Source organism: Bradyrhizobium sp. SUTN9-2, assembly GCF_003122645.1.
GTDB classification, from domain to species: Bacteria; Pseudomonadota; Alphaproteobacteria; order Rhizobiales; family Xanthobacteraceae; genus Bradyrhizobium; species Bradyrhizobium yuanmingense.
In genome coordinates this window covers 3150176-3166227 of the sequence record NZ_LAXE01000001.1, presented here as the reverse complement: position 1 = coordinate 3166227, position 16052 = coordinate 3150176, and the positions used below count along the sequence as shown (strand labels likewise).

General features: G+C 63.7%; 16 protein-coding genes. 9 read left to right on the top strand and 7 right to left on the bottom strand.

Annotated elements, in window-relative coordinates; genetic code table 11:
• Window positions 1–4 precede the first annotated feature (4 nt).
• Both XF30_RS14475 and XF30_RS14470 read right to left on the bottom strand, forming a co-directional pair.
• Window positions 5–874 (bottom strand): branched-chain amino acid ABC transporter permease, encoded by an 870-nt coding sequence (locus tag XF30_RS14475; RefSeq protein ID WP_036015727.1) that lies wholly within the window; start codon window positions 872–874, stop codon window positions 5–7.
• A 203-nt stretch (window positions 875–1077) separates the two neighbouring features.
• The gene (locus XF30_RS14470; RefSeq protein ID WP_036015725.1) at window positions 1078–2256 is read right to left on the bottom strand and encodes an ABC transporter substrate-binding protein; all 1179 of its coding nucleotides are present in this window, start codon (window positions 2254–2256) and stop codon (window positions 1078–1080) included.
• A gap of 576 nt (window positions 2257–2832) precedes the next feature.
• On the opposite strand from XF30_RS14470, the gene XF30_RS14465 reads away from it, so the two are divergent.
• Window positions 2833–3114: a hypothetical protein gene (locus XF30_RS14465; RefSeq protein ID WP_036015722.1), complete on the top strand. Its 282-nt coding sequence runs from the start codon at window positions 2833–2835 to the stop codon at window positions 3112–3114.
• Between the two features lie 72 nt (window positions 3115–3186).
• On the opposite strand, the gene purU is transcribed toward XF30_RS14465, so the two are convergent.
• Entirely contained in the window at window positions 3187–4050 is an 864-nt protein-coding gene (purU, locus tag XF30_RS14460; protein ID WP_109143120.1) for a formyltetrahydrofolate deformylase, read from the bottom strand.
• Between the two features lie 141 nt (window positions 4051–4191).
• Here purU and XF30_RS14455 point away from each other — a divergent pair, with 141 nt between their 5' ends.
• Window positions 4192–5034: a uroporphyrinogen-III synthase gene (locus XF30_RS14455; RefSeq protein WP_109143119.1), complete on the top strand. Its 843-nt coding sequence runs from the start codon at window positions 4192–4194 to the stop codon at window positions 5032–5034.
• A gap of 124 nt (window positions 5035–5158) precedes the next feature.
• Entirely contained in the window at window positions 5159–6421 is a 1263-nt protein-coding gene (locus tag XF30_RS14450) for an MFS transporter (protein ID WP_109143118.1), read from the top strand.
• A 19-nt stretch (window positions 6422–6440) separates the two neighbouring features.
• Here the strand turns inward: XF30_RS14450 and XF30_RS14445 are convergent, their stop codons facing one another.
• The 4 genes from XF30_RS14445 to XF30_RS14430 form a co-directional block, all read right to left on the bottom strand.
• A complete protein-coding gene (locus XF30_RS14445) occupies window positions 6441–6842 on the bottom strand; it encodes a DoxX family protein (protein ID WP_370058344.1) in 402 nt (133 codons plus the stop codon).
• Window positions 6843–6851: 9 nt separating this feature from the next.
• Window positions 6852–7070, bottom strand: a complete 219-nt coding sequence (locus XF30_RS14440; protein WP_036015710.1) for a DUF4287 domain-containing protein — start codon at window positions 7068–7070, stop codon at window positions 6852–6854.
• 61 nt (window positions 7071–7131) lie between these two features.
• Entirely contained in the window at window positions 7132–7839 is a 708-nt protein-coding gene (locus XF30_RS14435; protein ID WP_158284382.1) for a helix-turn-helix domain-containing protein, read from the bottom strand.
• A gap of 22 nt (window positions 7840–7861) precedes the next feature.
• The gene (locus tag XF30_RS14430; RefSeq protein ID WP_036015705.1) at window positions 7862–8542 is read right to left on the bottom strand and encodes a Crp/Fnr family transcriptional regulator; all 681 of its coding nucleotides are present in this window, start codon (window positions 8540–8542) and stop codon (window positions 7862–7864) included.
• 333 nt (window positions 8543–8875) lie between these two features.
• Here XF30_RS14430 and XF30_RS14425 point away from each other — a divergent pair, with 333 nt between their 5' ends.
• From XF30_RS14425 to XF30_RS14395, 6 genes are all read left to right on the top strand, one after another.
• Window positions 8876–9697: an ABC transporter ATP-binding protein gene (locus XF30_RS14425; RefSeq protein ID WP_109145712.1), complete on the top strand. Its 822-nt coding sequence runs from the start codon at window positions 8876–8878 to the stop codon at window positions 9695–9697.
• A complete protein-coding gene (locus XF30_RS14420; RefSeq protein ID WP_109143116.1) occupies window positions 9694–11625 on the top strand; it encodes a long-chain fatty acid--CoA ligase in 1932 nt (643 codons plus the stop codon). Before XF30_RS14425 ends, XF30_RS14420 begins: the two co-directional genes overlap by 4 nt.
• Window positions 11626–11743: 118 nt before the next feature.
• A complete protein-coding gene (locus XF30_RS14410; protein ID WP_036029874.1) occupies window positions 11744–12637 on the top strand; it encodes a branched-chain amino acid ABC transporter permease in 894 nt (297 codons plus the stop codon).
• A 3-nt stretch (window positions 12638–12640) separates the two neighbouring features.
• The gene (locus XF30_RS14405) at window positions 12641–13714 is read left to right on the top strand and encodes a branched-chain amino acid ABC transporter permease (RefSeq protein WP_057028716.1); all 1074 of its coding nucleotides are present in this window, start codon (window positions 12641–12643) and stop codon (window positions 13712–13714) included.
• Between the two features lie 42 nt (window positions 13715–13756).
• Window positions 13757–15040 carry an ABC transporter substrate-binding protein gene (locus XF30_RS14400; RefSeq protein ID WP_036015698.1) on the top strand — a complete coding sequence of 428 codons (1284 nt, stop codon included), beginning with the start codon at window positions 13757–13759 and terminating at the stop codon, window positions 15038–15040.
• 160 nt (window positions 15041–15200) lie between these two features.
• Window positions 15201–16040 carry an ABC transporter ATP-binding protein gene (locus XF30_RS14395; RefSeq protein WP_109143115.1) on the top strand — a complete coding sequence of 280 codons (840 nt, stop codon included), beginning with the start codon at window positions 15201–15203 and terminating at the stop codon, window positions 16038–16040.
• Window positions 16041–16052: the final 12 nt, after the last annotated feature.

The window sequence follows — 16052 nt, the reverse complement described above, 5'->3', positions numbered from 1 at the left end:
GAACTCAACGCGCGGCCGTGCGGCCGAACAGGCCGTTCGGACGCCAGATCAGGATCACGATCATGATGGTGTAGATCACGAAGGGGCCCATCTTCGGCACGTAATATTTGCCGGCGACGTCGCCGATGCCGAGCAGCAGCGAGGCGAGGAACGGGCCCGTTATCGAGGAGGAGCCGCCGACGGTGACCACGATCAGGAAGTAGATCATGAACTTCAGCGGGAAATACGGATCGAGGCCGAGGATCTCGGCGCTGAGCGCGCCGCCGAGGCCGGCGAGCCCGCAACCGAAGGCAAAAGTGAAGGCGAATACCTGCGGCACGTTGATGCCGAGACCGCTCGCGGCGCGGGGGTCATCGACCGCCGCCCGCAGGCGGCTGCCGAAACGCGTCTTCGCCAGCACCATTTGAAGCGCGATGGTCAGCAGGCCGCAGATCACGATGATCATCAGCCGGTAGCGGCCGATGCCGACGCCGAACAGATCGAACTGGCCTTGGAGCGCGGCGGGCAAATTGATGAAGACCCGCGAGGATCCCTGGATGTAATCGACGGCTGCCACCGACATGAAGGTCAGGCCGATCGTGAACAGCACCTGGTCGAGATGGCTGCGGGCGTAGAGATGACGGTACAGCGTCCGTTCGAGCGCGATGCCGATTGCAGCCGAGGAGACGAAAGCGAGCGGCAAAGCGGCGAAGAACGGCCAACCCATCCGGTTGACCAGCACCATGCAGATATAGCCCCCCGCCATCGCGAAGGCGCCGTGGGCGAGATTGACGAAGTTCATCAGGCCCAGCGTGACCGCGAGCCCGCAGGCGAGCACGAACAGCAGCATGCCGTAAGCGACGCCATCGAACAGGTTGGTGAGGATTGCGGTCATCAGCAGTCGAGGGTCATCTCAAGTGTGGCCAAGGGCCGTGCTGCACTCCCTCTCCCGCTTGCGGGAGGGGGTTGGGGAGAGGGTCTTTCCACTTGGAGGATTCCCGACGACGAGAGAACCCTCACCCGGCGCTCCGCGTCGACCTCTCCCGCAGGGCAGGCGGGAGAGGTGAGGAGAGCCCCGGGATGACGCGCTTTCGCGCGTCACTTCTTGGTCTTGCCGAGATCTTTGACAGCCTCGAAGGTCGCGAACTCGACATTGTAGAGTTCGCCATCCACTTTCTCGACCTTGCGGATGTAGATGTTCTGCACGATGTCGCGGGTCTCGGGGTCGATCGAGATCGGACCGCGCGGGCTCTCCCACTTCTGGCCCTTCATGGCCTCGATCAGCTTGTCGCCGTTGGTGTCGCCACCTGTCTTCTTCAGCGCCTCGTAGATCAGGTGGATGCCGTCGTAGCCGCCCACGGCCATGAAGCCCGGACGGTTGCCGAAGGCCTTCTTGTAGGCCGCGACGAAATCCTTGTTCATCTGCGAGGGGTGCGCCGCGGAATAGAGATGCGCGGTGACCGTGCCGAGCACGGCGTCGCCCATGTTGTTGAGCAGATCGTCGTCGGTGACGTCGCCCGGCCCGATCACCTTGATGCCGGCCTTGTCGAGGCCACGCTCGGCATATTGCTTCATGAAGTTGCCGCCCTGGCCCGCCGGCACGAACACGAAGATCGCGTCCGGCTTTGCGTCCTTCATGCGCTGCAGGAACGGAGCGAAGTCGGGGTTCTGCAGCGGCACCTTGACTTCTTCGACCACCTCACCGCCGCCGGCCGTGAAATGCTGCTTGAAGAAGTTGAGGGCGTCATTGCCCGGCGCGTAGTCCGAGGTCAGCGTCGCGACCTTCTTGATGCCGTTCTTCACCGCCCAATCGCCGATGATGGTCGAGGACTGCGCCAGCGTGAAGCTGGTGCGCACGATATAGGGCGAACGTTCGGTGATAATGGAGGTGCCGGCCGCCATCACGACTTCAGGAATCTTGGCCTGGGTAGCCAGCGGCGCGGCGGCGAGCGCGGCCGGCGTCACGCCGAAGCCGGCGATGAAGTTGACCTTGTCGTTGACGATCAGCTCCTGCGCGGCAGTCTTGGTCTTATCCGGGATCGCCGCGTCGTCCTTGACGATGATTTCGATCTTCTTGCCGGCGACGGTGTCGCCCTTCTGCTGCATGTAGAGCTTGATCGCGTTCTCGATCTGCTTGCCGGTCGAGGCCTGGCCGCCGGTCATCGGCAGGATCAGCCCGATCTTGACCGTGTCTTGCGCCTTGGCAGGCGCGACGGCCGCGAGGCCCGCGATCGCAACGACCGCTGCGGTGCGTAAAAAAATCCTGCGTTCGAACATCAGATGTCCCTCCCCTTCATTCCTCACCTCTTGTGCGGCGGACCGAGTACCCGGTCCTTGCCGCGCTTCACTCACGGACAAGCCATGCCGTGCGGCCACATGGCGTCCTCTGTAACCCCGTTGTCAATCGAACGTTGGGCGACCATTCGGCGCAAGCCGCGCAATCTGCCTCAACAACGGCGGAGAGCTATTTGTACGATTGTACAAATGAAATGGTCCTGTCAACGAAAAAGCCCTGTGACACTGGGCCGGAGGGCGATGGCTTTGCCACCCTACGAGGGCCGCACCACACCGGGGATGGAGGATTCAGTCTCTCATTTGCAGAATCCGGACATCTTAAGTGCGGCCGTGGCATGCCCCGTCCTACGATCCGTCCAATGACAAATACCCGGTGTATACCGTACCAACGGCGGCGACCTCATCAAGTACAAAATATGCCTATTATAATACCTTCTCTGTATACAGCTTTGCCCTCCCTCGAATAGGCCAATTTTACCTATTGAGAGATATGGTTGCCGCTAACGCCTATGGCGCTCCACCATCCGCGCCCCGTCGGGGGCACGACCAGAGATATTCATGCGTTCTCGCTCGCTTTCGATCGCCGCCGCACTCGCCCTGCTCAATCTCGCAGGCTGCGGGACGGTCAACGAGAAGCTCTCCGCCGGGATGGGCGACTACGTCCCGCAATGGGCCGGCGGCCTGCCCGCTGATGCGCCGCCGCGGCCCGGCACGCCGCAATACGATGCCTACATGAAGGAGCGCGAGCGCAAGCGGCTGATGCCGGCGACCGATCGCGAGAAGGAAGAACAGGCCCAGAAGGGCGCGACGGGGACGACGTCGGCCGGCGCGGGGCGCTGAGGAAGCGAATGGCGAACAGGGAGTAGCGTATAGGGCGCGCTCCCCCTCCACTCACCATTCGTCCCCCATTCGCTAATCCACGAACACAACGGTCTTGCGGCCGTTGAGGATGACGCGGTCGTCGAGATGGTAGCGGATGGCCCGGGCCAACACGCGGCGCTCGATGTCACGGCCTTTGCGGACCAGATCTTCCGGCGTGTCGCGATGGCTGATGCGCTCGACGTCCTGGTCGATGATCGGGCCCTCGTCGAGGTCGCGCGTGACGTAATGCGCGGTGGCGCCGATCAGTTTGACGCCGCGCTCATGGGCCTGGTGATAGGGCTTGGCACCCTTGAAGCCCGGCAGGAACGAGTGGTGGATGTTGATGCAGCGCCCCGACAGCTTTGCCGAGAGATCGTCGGACAGGATCTGCATGTAACGGGCGAGCACCACCAGATCGGTCTTCGTCTTGCCGACGAGGTGCATAATCTGTGTCTCCTGCTCGCGCTTGGTCTCCTTGGTGACGGGCAAATGGTGGAAGGGGATGCCGCCGAAATCGAGCCCGGCATAGACCTCGCGCGGGTGATTGGAGACGATCGCGGTCGGAATCATCGGCAATTCGCCGGTTCGCCAGCGATAGAGGATGTCGACCAGGCAGTGATCGGACTTCGAGACCAGCAGCATCACCTTGCGATGCGCAGCGCGGTCGCGCATCTGCCATTCCATGCCGAAACGCTCGGCGATCGCGGCGAAGCCGGTCTGCAGTGCCGCGAGTTCCACGGCAAGATCGGCCGCTGTGAACACCACCCGCATGAAGAACTTCTTGGTCTCGACGTCGTCGAACTGCTGGGCGTCGAGGATGTTCTGTCCGTTATGAGCGAGAAACGTCGAGACCGCCGAGACGATGCCTGGGCGATCCGGACAGGACAGGGTCAGGACGTATTGATGGTCGGGCAAGGCTCGGCTCTTGATGAAGGTTTGTGCAGCGGAACGATCCAGCGGATTGCGCCCTGCTCTAGCACCGACCCGCCCTTGCGCCAATCCCAACCGCGGAGTCAGGATGAACGGACAATTGCGAATTCTCAACGGAGCATACCCATGGCCGACCGCTTGAACGGCTACCGCATCCTGATCCTGGAAACGCGCGAGGAGGCGCAGTTTTCCAAGCTTCTGGCCGAGCAAGGCGCCGTGGTCGTGCAATGCCCGATGTTCACCATCCATGATGCGCCGGATCCGGCTCCAGTCGAGGCCTGGATTCGCCGTGCCATCGACAAGCCCTTTGACGATCTCGTGCTGATGACCGGCGAAGGCCTGCGCCGCATCATGAAGCTCGCCCGCGCCCGCGGGCTCGACGCTGCCCTTGTCGCGGCGCTCGCCCAGGCGCGCAAGTTCACCCGAGGCCCGAAGCCGGGCAAGGCGTTGCGCGAGATCGGCCTCGAGACGCAGCAGACCACGGAGAAGCCGACCACCGAAGGCGTGATCGAGATGCTGGCCAGACTCGACCTGAAGGGGCGGCGCCTCGGTCTGCAGCTCTATCCCGACAAGGATCATAGCGCGCTGACCGGCGCGCTGGCCGCGCAAGGCGCCGACGTCGATACGGTGCTGCCCTACGTCTACGATTCCAAGGCTGCCGATGCCAACATCGTCGCCGCCATTGACGACATGGCAGAGGGACGCATCGACTCGATCGCCCTGACCAATCTCGGCCAGGTCCGCCGGCTGATCGAGGTTGCCAAGGCGCGCGGCAGCGAGACGAAGCTGCGCGCAGGTCTCGAACGCACGCTGATCGCATCGGTCGGCCCGGCCGTTTCCGGCGAGCTCGCAGCGCATGGCTTGCGCACGGACGTCTCGCCCGCCGACGAAGCCTATTTCATGCGTCCTCTGATCTCGGCCATGGCAAGTGCGTTAGCCGACAGGAAAGCGGCCAGCGCCGCGAGGTAAGAGCCGAGCGCGGGGGCGGCCTGCGGCGACTGCGATTGACACCGGCATCGCCAGCGTTAGGTTGCGCCACAGCAAGAAGAAACAACAAGGTTAAGGAAATCGCCGTGACACGCGTCATCGCGTCGTGAGCGCCACTGCACGACCTTCGGCGCTCGCGCCATTCCGCATCCGCAACTACCGCTTCCAGTGGCCGTCCGATCTGCTCACCTCCTGGGCCTTCGAGGTCGAGACGCTGGTGCTCGGCTGGTACGTCATCGTCGAGACCGGCTCGGTGCTGCTGCTCACGCTGCTGGCTTCACTCCAGTTCGTCGGAACATTGGTCGCGCCCGTGTTCGGCATGATCGGCGACCGGATCGGCCATCGCGATCTCCTGGTTGTCATGCGCCTTGCCTATGCGGCGCTGTCGTCGACCATCATGGTCCTCGCGCTGAGCGGTCATCTGTCGCCGCTGAGCGTCATGATCATCGTCACGATCATGGGCTTGATCCGCCCCTCCGATCTCGGCGTTCGCGGCGCGCTGCTCGCCGATATCATGCCGGCCGAGCAGCTGGTGGGCGCCATCAGTGTTGCGCGCACGACCCAGGACAGCGCGCGCATTGCCGGAGCGTTGACGGGGGCCGGGCTGTTCGCCGTGCTCGGTATCGGCCTCGTTTATGTGGCGATCGCCTGCCTTTACTTCACGGCAGCGCTTCTCATGCTCTGCCTGACCCAGCCGAAAAGGACCGTCACCACGAGCGATCTTCCCGCAAGCAGCCACACCGTTTCGCGGCTGCTTGGCGACCTCAAAGAGGGGATCGTCTATGCCTGGAACGGGCCGGCAATGCGCGCGGCGCTGTGCGTCGCTTTTCTGGCGAATCTCACCGCATTTCCTTTCACGGGCGGATTGTTGCCCTACATCGCGCGGGAGATCTTTCACACTGATCAGACCGGCCTCGGATATCTTTCGGCGAGCTTCGCCGTCGGCTCGCTAATCGGCTCCATCACGCTCAGCCTGGTCAGTGGCGTACGCATTGCCCGGCTCCTGATCGGCGCAACGCTGGCCTGGTACGCAATGCTGCTGGTGTTCGTCGAGGTCAGGACGATGCCGGTGGCGATGGCCTGCCTCGTCCTCGCCGGTATCGCCCAGAGCATGTCGATGATCTCGGCTGCCGTCATCCTGATGCGCACCGCGAGCGCACATCTGCGCGGCCGTGTCATGGGCGTGCGCATGATGGTGATCTATGGCTTGCCGATCGGACTGCTCGCGGCCGGCAGCCTGATCGACGTCATCGGCTATTCCGCGACGGGCTCGCTTTATGCCGGCGCAGGATTCGTCGCGATGGTGGCAATCGCGATCCGCTGGCGCGCCGATCTGTGGCCGGCGCACGCGCCGGCCAATGCGCGATGACGGCGTCCCCGTAACGACGTCAGACCTCCACCGGCGGCGATCTCAGAGGAAGCAACGCCGCCACCCGCGAATCGCGCAAATAGAGACCGCCCCAGGCAAGACCAGCAAGATAGACGCCGAACAGCATATGGCTGAAGAGCGGGTTGCCGACCCGCAAGTGAACAGCCACCGTGCCGCCCATATAGGCGGTCAGCAGGATCGCACCGAGCACGGCCGTTCGCGGGAGGCCGTAGAGCGCGGTGCAGGCCAGCGCCACCACGCCCAGCGCGCGGGCCAGATCGGCCGACGGGGGATAGCCGAGCTCGGCGGTCGCGTTGATCACGACGTCCAGCGGGACGAGCTTCATCCCGGCATCAAACAGCATGAAGGCAATCACGAGCCCGCTCATGACGGAGCCGGCCACATGTCTCGACTTGGACATCGTCATCACCTACGACGCCTTCCCCTTGAGAAGCGCGACGATGGCCATCGCATGGCCATGGCCAAGGCCGAACTCGTCCTTGAGCGCGGCCACGATGGCACCCGCTTTCACGCCGGCGGCCAATCCCGCCCCGGTCGAAAAACCCCGGTCCTTGCCCCATTTGCGAAACTGGTCCGGGCTCTTGCCGGTCTTGGCCTGGATATTGTCGAGATAGGCCTTAAAACTCACCGCAGCGCTCCTCCGATGTTTGCTCCACCAGCGCGGCCGGAGCGATCCAGGCATATTGCGATCAGGACGTAGTCGTCTTGTATGAAAACGACAATTGCGGCCGCTCGCGCGAGAGGCGCGCAGGCGTCATGCCGATCAGTTGCCTGACCGAGCGGGTAAGATGGGCCTGATCGAAATAGCCAGCGCCCGATGTCGCGTCGAGAACGGAGCTGCCGCTCACCAGCAAGGCCGCGGCGCGACGCGCCCGCTCGATCTGCTGATGGCTGCTGAACGTCATGCCCGTAACGCGGCGAAAGTGGCGCTGAACAGAACGCCGGCTCATCCAGTCGACGTCGCCGTCGATCGCAGCATCGGTCGCGTGGCTGCGTGCGATGACACCCGCGCGCGCCATGCGAGCGACGAGACTTTCCGCATCGTCATAGCCTGGAATGTCCCAGCTCAGACCCGAAAACAGAAAACGGCCGTTGGGCAGCACCGGCAACTGCATGTTTTGATGGTCGATCAGTGCGCTCGTCGGTATCTCCGGCAGGTAGGTTCCCGGCCGAAACCGGATCGCGAGCCATTCGCCGCTCGCGGGACATTCGACGACTGTCCCGCGGGTGACCGGCCCTCGGAGCGTCACCGCCAGAAGCTCCGGGAGCCTGGTGACCACAAGCTCGATATTTCCCTCGGCCATCGACAGGAACGAGCCGCCACGCCGGCTCCGGCTGCGCCATACCCGCTCGACGTAAGGCGAGTCCGACGCGCGATGGTCGAACTCTATGAGCACGGAAGCACCGGGAATGCGCAGATCATCGCTCCTCCCCGTAGCTCCCGAGCCGCGCGATATCGAGGATCGTGACCCCGCCATATTCCAGCCGCAGCAGCCCCTCCTTCTCCAGCCGGTTCAGCGCGCGGTTGGCGTTCTGGCGGGACATGCCGGAGAGCGCGCCGATCTCCTCCTGGGTGATCTCCAGATGCGCGGTCGATTCCGGATAGAGGATCGGGTTGAACAGCGAGGCGATGCTGCGGGCGAGGCGCGCGGTGGCATCGAGCGTGCGGTTGACCTCGAGCATGCCGATGAACTGGCCCAGCCGCTCGTTGAGCTGGCGCACCAGGAAGCGGTTGAAGCCGACGCTGTTCTCGAACAGCCACATGAAGGCGCTGCGTTCCATCAGCGCGATGCGGCTGTCGCGCAGCGCGACCACGTCGTAGCGGCGCGGCTCGTTCTTGAGCACGCTGCCCTCGCCGAACCAGGCCCCTGCCGTCAGCCCGGCAAGGCTGGTCTCCTTGCCGTCGCGCGAGACCCCGCCCATACGGGCAAGGCCGCCCACCATGCCGGCCCAATAGGCAAAAATATCACCGCGCATGAACACGCTCTCGCCGGTGCCGTAGGACCGTTCCGTGATTCCGGCGCGCGCGACCTCGATCTCGGCTGGTGTGAGCTCACGCGACCAGGCGGCAATGCGCTTCAGATGATCCTCTGAAATCATGATCTCGAAGCCAGCCGCACCGTTCAGTCACCCCATGCTCCTGTTGCACTGCAACAGAATCGCTTCGGCCATCCATCCGACGAAAGATGAAGACCCGCTCGGCCCGACAACTTTGTCGCAGAATTGTCAGGCCGGAGACATTTCAAAATAGCGCTTTCCCCTATTGAGGACCACCTCGGGCGATGCGGCTTTTGATCCCTCACGGGAACGAAGGTGGCGCCGGTGCGGTCGAGACCAATAGCTGCATGGTCTGGCCGGCACGACCGTACTAGGATCGCCTGACAGGAACGGAAGAGCGCCAATCAAGCGCCATCACCGGGAGGGATTCGTTTGGTGGCTACCAGTCTCGAAGTGTGCGGCGTGTCCTTACGATTCGGCGGCGTCCGCGCGCTGACCGACGTCAGCTTCGCCATCAGGGAAGGCGAGCTGTTCTCGATCATCGGCCCCAACGGCGCCGGCAAGACCTCGATCGTGAACTGTATTTCCGGTCGCTACAAGCCGACCGAAGGCCAGCTGTTCTATCGGGACCGCGACATCACCGGCTTGACGCCGAATGCCCGCGCCTCACTCGGCATCGGCCGTACCTTCCAGAATCTCGCGCTATTCCACCACATGAGCGTGCTCGACAACATCATGGTCGGCCGCCATCACCTGCTGAGGAACAATTTCCTCACGGGCTCGCTGTACTGGCTCACCGGCGCGCGCAAGGAGGAGCTCGAGCACCGTCGCAAGGTGGAAGAGATCATCGACTTCCTCGATCTGCAGCCGGTGCGCAAGGCCACCGCCGGCACCCTCCCCTACGGCCTGCGCAAGCGCGTGGAGCTCGCCCGCGCCATGGCGCTGGAGCCGCGCCTGATCCTCCTCGACGAACCGATGGCCGGCATGAATTTCGAGGAGAAGGAAGACATGGCCCGCTACATCGTCGATCTCAACGAGGAGTTCGGGATGACGGTGGTGATGATCGAGCACGACATGGGCGTTGTGATGGATATCTCGCATCGCGTCATGGTGCTGGATTTCGGCAAGAAGATCGCCGAGGGCGATCCGGCGAAAGTGCTCGCCGATCCGCACGTCAGGCGTGCCTATCTCGGCGAAGAGGACGAGGTGCTTGTCGATCCCGATGATGCCTCTCCGGCGCAGGAGAGCGCGGCATGATGGATTATGCGGGCCGCGTCGCGCAGGCCGACACCTATCCGAAGATGCTCCGGCTCAATGCCAGGGAGCACGGCAACGAGATCGCAATGCGCGAGAAGGATCTCGGGCTCTGGCGCATCTTCACCTGGAACGACTATCAGGCCCGCGTGCGTGATTTCGCGCTCGGCCTCGTCGAGCTCGGCCTGGGCCGCGGTGATGTCATCGGCATCATCGGCGACAACCGGCCGGACTGGGTCGCGGCAGAAGTGGCGACCCATGCCATCGGCGGCCTCAGTCTCGGGCTCTATCGCGACGTGCTGGACGAGGAGGCTTCCTATCTTCTCAACTATGGCGAGGCGCAGCTGGTCTTCGCCGAGGACGAGGAGCAGGTCGATAAGCTGCTCATCCTTGCAGAGCGCGTGCCGAAGCTGAAGCACATCATCTATTCCGATCCGCGTGGGATGCGGAAATACGACGACCCGCGCCTGATGCCGGCGGAGAAGATTGCCGAGCTCGGCCGCGCGCGGGCCGCACGCGAGCCGGAGCTCTACGACAGACTGGTCGATGCCACCAGGGGCGAGGACGTCGCGATCCTGTGCACGACGTCGGGCACCACCTCGCATCCGAAGCTCGCGATGCTCGCCGCCGGCCGCGTGCTCGGCCATTGCGCCACCTATCTCGCCTTCGACCCCAAGGGTCCCGACGATGAATATGTCTCGGTGCTGCCGCTGCCCTGGATCATGGAACAGGTCTACGTGCTCGGCAAAGGTCTGCTCTGCCGGATGAAGATCAACTTCGTCGAAGAGCCGGACACGATGATGAACGATCTGCGCGAGATCGCACCGACCTTCGTGCTGTTCGCGCCCCGCGTCTGGGAATCGATTGCCGCCGACGTCCGTGCCAAGGTGATGGACGCAACGCCCTTCAAGCAGCGCCTGTTCGACATCGGCATGAAGTCGGGCCTTGCCGCGCTCGAACAGGGCAAGCGCTCGGGCTTTGCCGACACGATCCTGTTCCGCGCACTGCGCGATCGCCTCGGCTTCACCCGGTTGCGCTCGGCCGCGACCGGCGGTGCGGCGCTCGGGCCTGACACCTTCAAGTTCTTCCAGGCCATGGGCGTGCCGCTGCGCACGCTCTACGGTCAGACCGAGCTGCTCGGGGCCTACACGCTGCATCCCGAGGGCAAGGTCGATCCTGATACCACCGGCGTACCGATGGCCGATAATGTCGAGATCCGTATCGACAATGCCGACGTCCACGGCGTCGGCGAGATCGTGGTGCGGCACCCCAACATGTTCCTCGGCTACTACAAGAACCCCGAGGCCAGCGTCGCCGATATCAAGGACGGCTGGATGTGCTCGGGCGACGCCGGCTATTTCAACGCCAACCACCAGCTCGTCGTGATCGACCGCATCAAGGATCTCGCCGAGACCTCCCGCGGCGAGCGCTTCTCGCCGCAATTCATCGAGAACAAGCTGAAATTCTCGCCCTATATCGCCGAAGCCGTGGTGCTTGGGGCCGGCCGTGACGCGCTCGCGGCAATGATCTGCATCCGCTACTCCATCATCTCGAAATGGGCGGAAAAGAACCGCCTCTCCTTCACGACCTACAGCGACCTCGCCTCACGGCCGGAGGTCTACGCGCTGCTGCAGAAGGAGGTCGAGACCGTCAACGCCACGCTGCCGCCGGCCCAGCGCATCTCGCGCTTCCTGCTGCTCTACAAGGAGCTCGACGCCGACGACGGCGAGCTCACCCGGACGCGAAAGGTGCGCCGCGGCGTCATCAACGAGAAATACGCCGGCATCATCGACGCCATCTACCGCGGCGATTCCGACATCCCCGTCGACACCGTGATCCGCTTCCAGGACGGCACCACGCAGCGGGTGCGAACGACGCTGCGCGTGGTGGACCTCGGCGGGCACGGGCACATGGCGGAGGCTGCGGAGTGATACAGATCCTCGTCATGCGCGGGCTTGACCCGCACATCCATCCTCTTCCGAACAGTCTTCCTTCCTCATCGATGGATTGCCGGGTCAAGCCCGGCAATGACGGGCTGAGTCACTCAACATGAACACCGCCTTCCTCATCCAGCTCCTGGTCAACGGCCTCGTGGTCGGCACGCTCTATGGCGTAGTCGCGATGTCGTTCGTGCTGATCTACAAGGCGACGCAGGTCGTCAACTTCGCGCAAGGTGAATTGCTGCTGGTCGGCGCCTGGGTGTGCTGGGCCTTGCTGGCGAAATACCAGGTGCCGTTCTGGATCGGCATGCCGATCACGCTGGTGTTCATGTTCGTGTTCGGCATCGCGGTGCAGGTGCTGATCCTGCGGCCGATGATCGGCGAGCCCATCATCTCGGTGATCATGGTGACGATCGGCCTCTCCACCGTGCTGCAGGCGACGCTGAAATGGATGTTCGGCGTCAATCCGCAGCCGTTCCCGCGCGTGTTCGAGAGCCAGTCGGTCGACCTGTTCGGACTGCAGATCCAGACCGTCTACGTCATGAGCCTCGTGGTGTCGGTCGCGATGATGATCGGCATGGCCTGGTTCTTCCGCGCGTCGAAGTACGGCCTTGCGATGCGCGCCACCGCGTTCAACCAGCAGGTGGCGCAGTCGCTCGGCATTTCCGTCAAGAGCGTGTTCGCGATGGCCTGGGCGATCTCGGCGACCGTCTCGGCGGTCGCCGGCGTCGTCGTCGCCGTCGTCAATGGCGTGTCCTCGGGCCTTGCTGCCTACGGCATCAAGGTGTTTCCGGCGGCGATCCTCGGCGGGCTCGATTCCGTCGGCGGCGCGGTGCTCGGCGGCATCATCATCGGGCTTTTGGAGAACGTCGCCCAATATGTCGACAGCGAGTATCTGCACTGGGGCAATCTCTACGAGATCGCGCCGTTCTACGTTCTCATCATCGTGCTGATGATCAAGCCCTACGGCCTGTTCGGCACCCACGACATCGAGCGGATCTGATCCATGGCCGGCCCTGCCCTCATTCCCGCTGGTGATTTCCGCACCACTTACGCCGCGGACACCACGATCTTCCCGACCACCACCAGCCGCAACTTCGCGATTCTGGGCGTCGCGCTGCTCTGCCTCGCGCCGCAACTCTTCAGCGGCTACTGGCTCAGCATCTTGATCCAGATCGGCATCTTCTCGATCGCGGCGCTCGGCCTCAACATCCTGGTCGGCTTCACCGGCCAGATCTCGATCGGACACGCGGCCTTCTTCCTGCTCGGCGCCTTCACCTCGGCCTACATCTCCAACAATGCGCCGATCCCGGTGTTCTTCGCGATCCCGCTCGCGGGGCTCGTGACGGCGCTGGTCGGACTGGTCTTCGGCATTCCCGCGGCGCGGCTGAAAGGACTCTACCTCGTCATCGCAACGCTGGCCGCTCAATACATCCTGCTCGACTTCTTCTCGCGCGCCGAGTGGTTCTCCGGCGGCTCGGTGCCGGCGAGCGCCGAGCCGTTCTCGATCTTCGGCTACACGCTGCGGGGCGACCGGCAATATTTCTACGTCGTGCTGGCCTATGTGCTCTTGAGCTACATCCTCGTCACCAACCTGATGCGCACGCGCGATGGCCGTGCGCTGGTGGCGATCCGCGACCATTATCTCTCCGCCGAGATCATGGGCATCAACCTCACCAGGTACCGCACGCTGTCGTTCGGTCTCGCCGCCTTCTTCGCCGGCATCGCGGGCGCGCTCTACGCGCACTATCAGCTCGTGGTCTCCCAGGAAGGCTTCGGCATCGAGCGCTCAATACTGTTCCTGGCCATGATCATCATCGGCGGCACCGGCTCGATCATGGGCACGCTGATGGGCACCGCCTTCGTGGTGCTGCTGCCCGAGGCGATGGAGTTCATCAGCCATCATTTGAAGGGCGGCGCGATCGACAAGGCGCTCTCGCTCAACACCAACATCACCTTTCTGCGCGAGATCGCGATCGGGGTGATCATCATCGCATTCCTGATGTTCGAGCCCGATGGGCTCGCGCATCGCTGGCGACAGATCAAGGCGTATTGGAAACTCTACCCGTTCTCGCATTGAGCACGGCTACTTCACTTAAACGATAACAGGAGGAACCAACCCATGAAGACCAAATCGCTTTTAAGCACCGCGTCGCTCGCGTTTGCGATCGCTGGTTTTGCGGCCAGTGCGCAGGCCCAGATCGCCGTCGGCCATCTCGCCGACTACTCCGGTGCGACGTCGGACGTTGGCACGCCCTACGGCCAGGCCGTCGCCGACACCTTTGCCTGGATCAACAAGAACGGCGGTATCGGCGGCAAGCAGGTCAACCTCGATACCAACGACTACGGCTATCAGGTGCCGCGCGCGATCGCGCTCTACAAGAAGTGGTCGGCGCCGGATGGCAAGGTTGCAACGATCATGGGCTGGGGTACCGCAGATACCGAAGCGCTGACCGGCTTTGTTGCGCAGGACAAGATTCCCTATATCTCAGCCTCCTACGCGGCGGCGCTGACCGATCCGGAAGGCGTGAGCGGCAAGGCCAAACCCGCGCCCTACAACTTCTTCTACGGCCCGAGCTATTCGGACGCGATGCGGGCATTGGTGACCTGGGCGGCGGAAGACTGGAAGGCCAAGGGCAAGAGCGGTAAGCCGAAATTCGTCCATATGGGCGGCAATCATCCGTACCCGAACGCGCCGAAGGCCGCCGGCGAGGCGATCGCCAATGAACTCGGCTTCGAAGTGCTGCCGCCGATCGTGTTCGCGCTGACGCCCGGCGATTACTCCGCGCAATGCCTCAGCCTGAAGAGCTCCGGCGCCAACTACGCCTATCTCGGCAACACCGCAGCCTCGAACATCTCCGTGCTCAAGGCCTGCAAGACCGCCGGCGTGGACGTGCAGTTCCTCGGCAATGTCTGGGGCATGGACGAGAACGCCGCCAAGACCGCGGCTGACGCCGCCGACGGCGTCGTCTTCCCGCTACGCACGGCCGTAACCTGGGGCGGCAACGCGCCAGGCATGAAGACGGTGATGGAAATCTCGAAAATATCGGATGCAAGCGGCAAGGCCTATCGACCGGTGCACTATATCGCAGGCGTCTGTAGCGCTCTCTACGCCAGGGAAGCGCTCGACTGGGCCGCCAAGAACGGAGGTGCCACCGGTGAGAACGTCGCCAAGGGCTTCTACCAGAAGAAGGACTGGGTGCCGGCCGGCATGGACGGCGTCTGCAATCCCTCGACCTGGACCAACAAGGACCATCGCGGCACCCTCAAGGTCGATCTCTATCGCACCAAGGTCTCCGGTTCGACCAATGCCGACCTGAACGACCTGATGGCCAACGGCACGATCAAGCTCGAGAAGGTCAAGACCGTCGAGCTGCCGCGCAAGCCGGAATGGCTGGGGTGGTGAGCCCGGCTTTCACCACGCGAACACTGTCATCCCTCGCGTTGTGCGCAATTGCGCACCCGAGCGGGGGATCCAGTACGCTGCGGCTTCTCGGTGAAACTCAGGCGCCTCTGGACTACTGGTCGCCCGGTCAAGCCGGGCGACGACGGCGGAGTTTTGAAGCATGACCGACACCCTCGAAGCATCCCGCGCCAAGCCAACCGCCGTGGAGTCCGCTCCCCTCCTCGCCGTGCGCAACATCGAGGTCGTCTATGACGATGTGATCCTGGTGCTGCGCGGCCTCAGCCTCGACGTGCCCAAGGGCGCGATCGTGGCGCTGCTCGGGGCCAACGGCGCCGGCAAGTCCACGACGCTCAAGGCGATCTCGGGGCTGCTCAAGACCGAGGACGGCGAGGTGACGCGCGGCGAGATCCTGTTCGGGGGCGAGCGGATCAACGGCATCGATCCCGACAAGATCGTCCGCCGCGGCATCTTCCAGGTGATGGAGGGCCGGCGCATCGTCGCCGACATGACCTCGCTCGAGAATCTCAAGCTCGGCGCCTTCACGCGCCGGGACCGCGAGGTCGACGCCGACCTCGACATGGTCTTCAGCTATTTCCCGCGCTTGAAGGAACGCACCGGCCTTGCCGGTTATCTCTCCGGCGGAGAGCAGCAGATGCTCGCAATCGGCCGCGCGCTGATGGCGCGCCCGAAAATGATCCTGATGGACGAGCCTTCGATGGGCCTCTCGCCGCTGCTGGTGAAAGAGGTGTTCTCGATCATCCAGAAGATCAACCGCGATCTCGGCGTCACCATCCTCCTGGTCGAGCAGAATGCGCGCGCGGCGCTCTCCGTGGCGAGCCACGGCTACATCATGGAGCAGGGCAAGGTCGTGCTCGACGGCAGCGCCGACGCATTGCGCGACAACGAGGACGTCAAGGAATTCTACCTCGGCGGCGCCGGCGACCAGCGCAAGAGCTTCAAGAACCTCAAGAGCTTCAAGCGGCGCAAGCGCTGGCTGTGATCCACAAGGAGC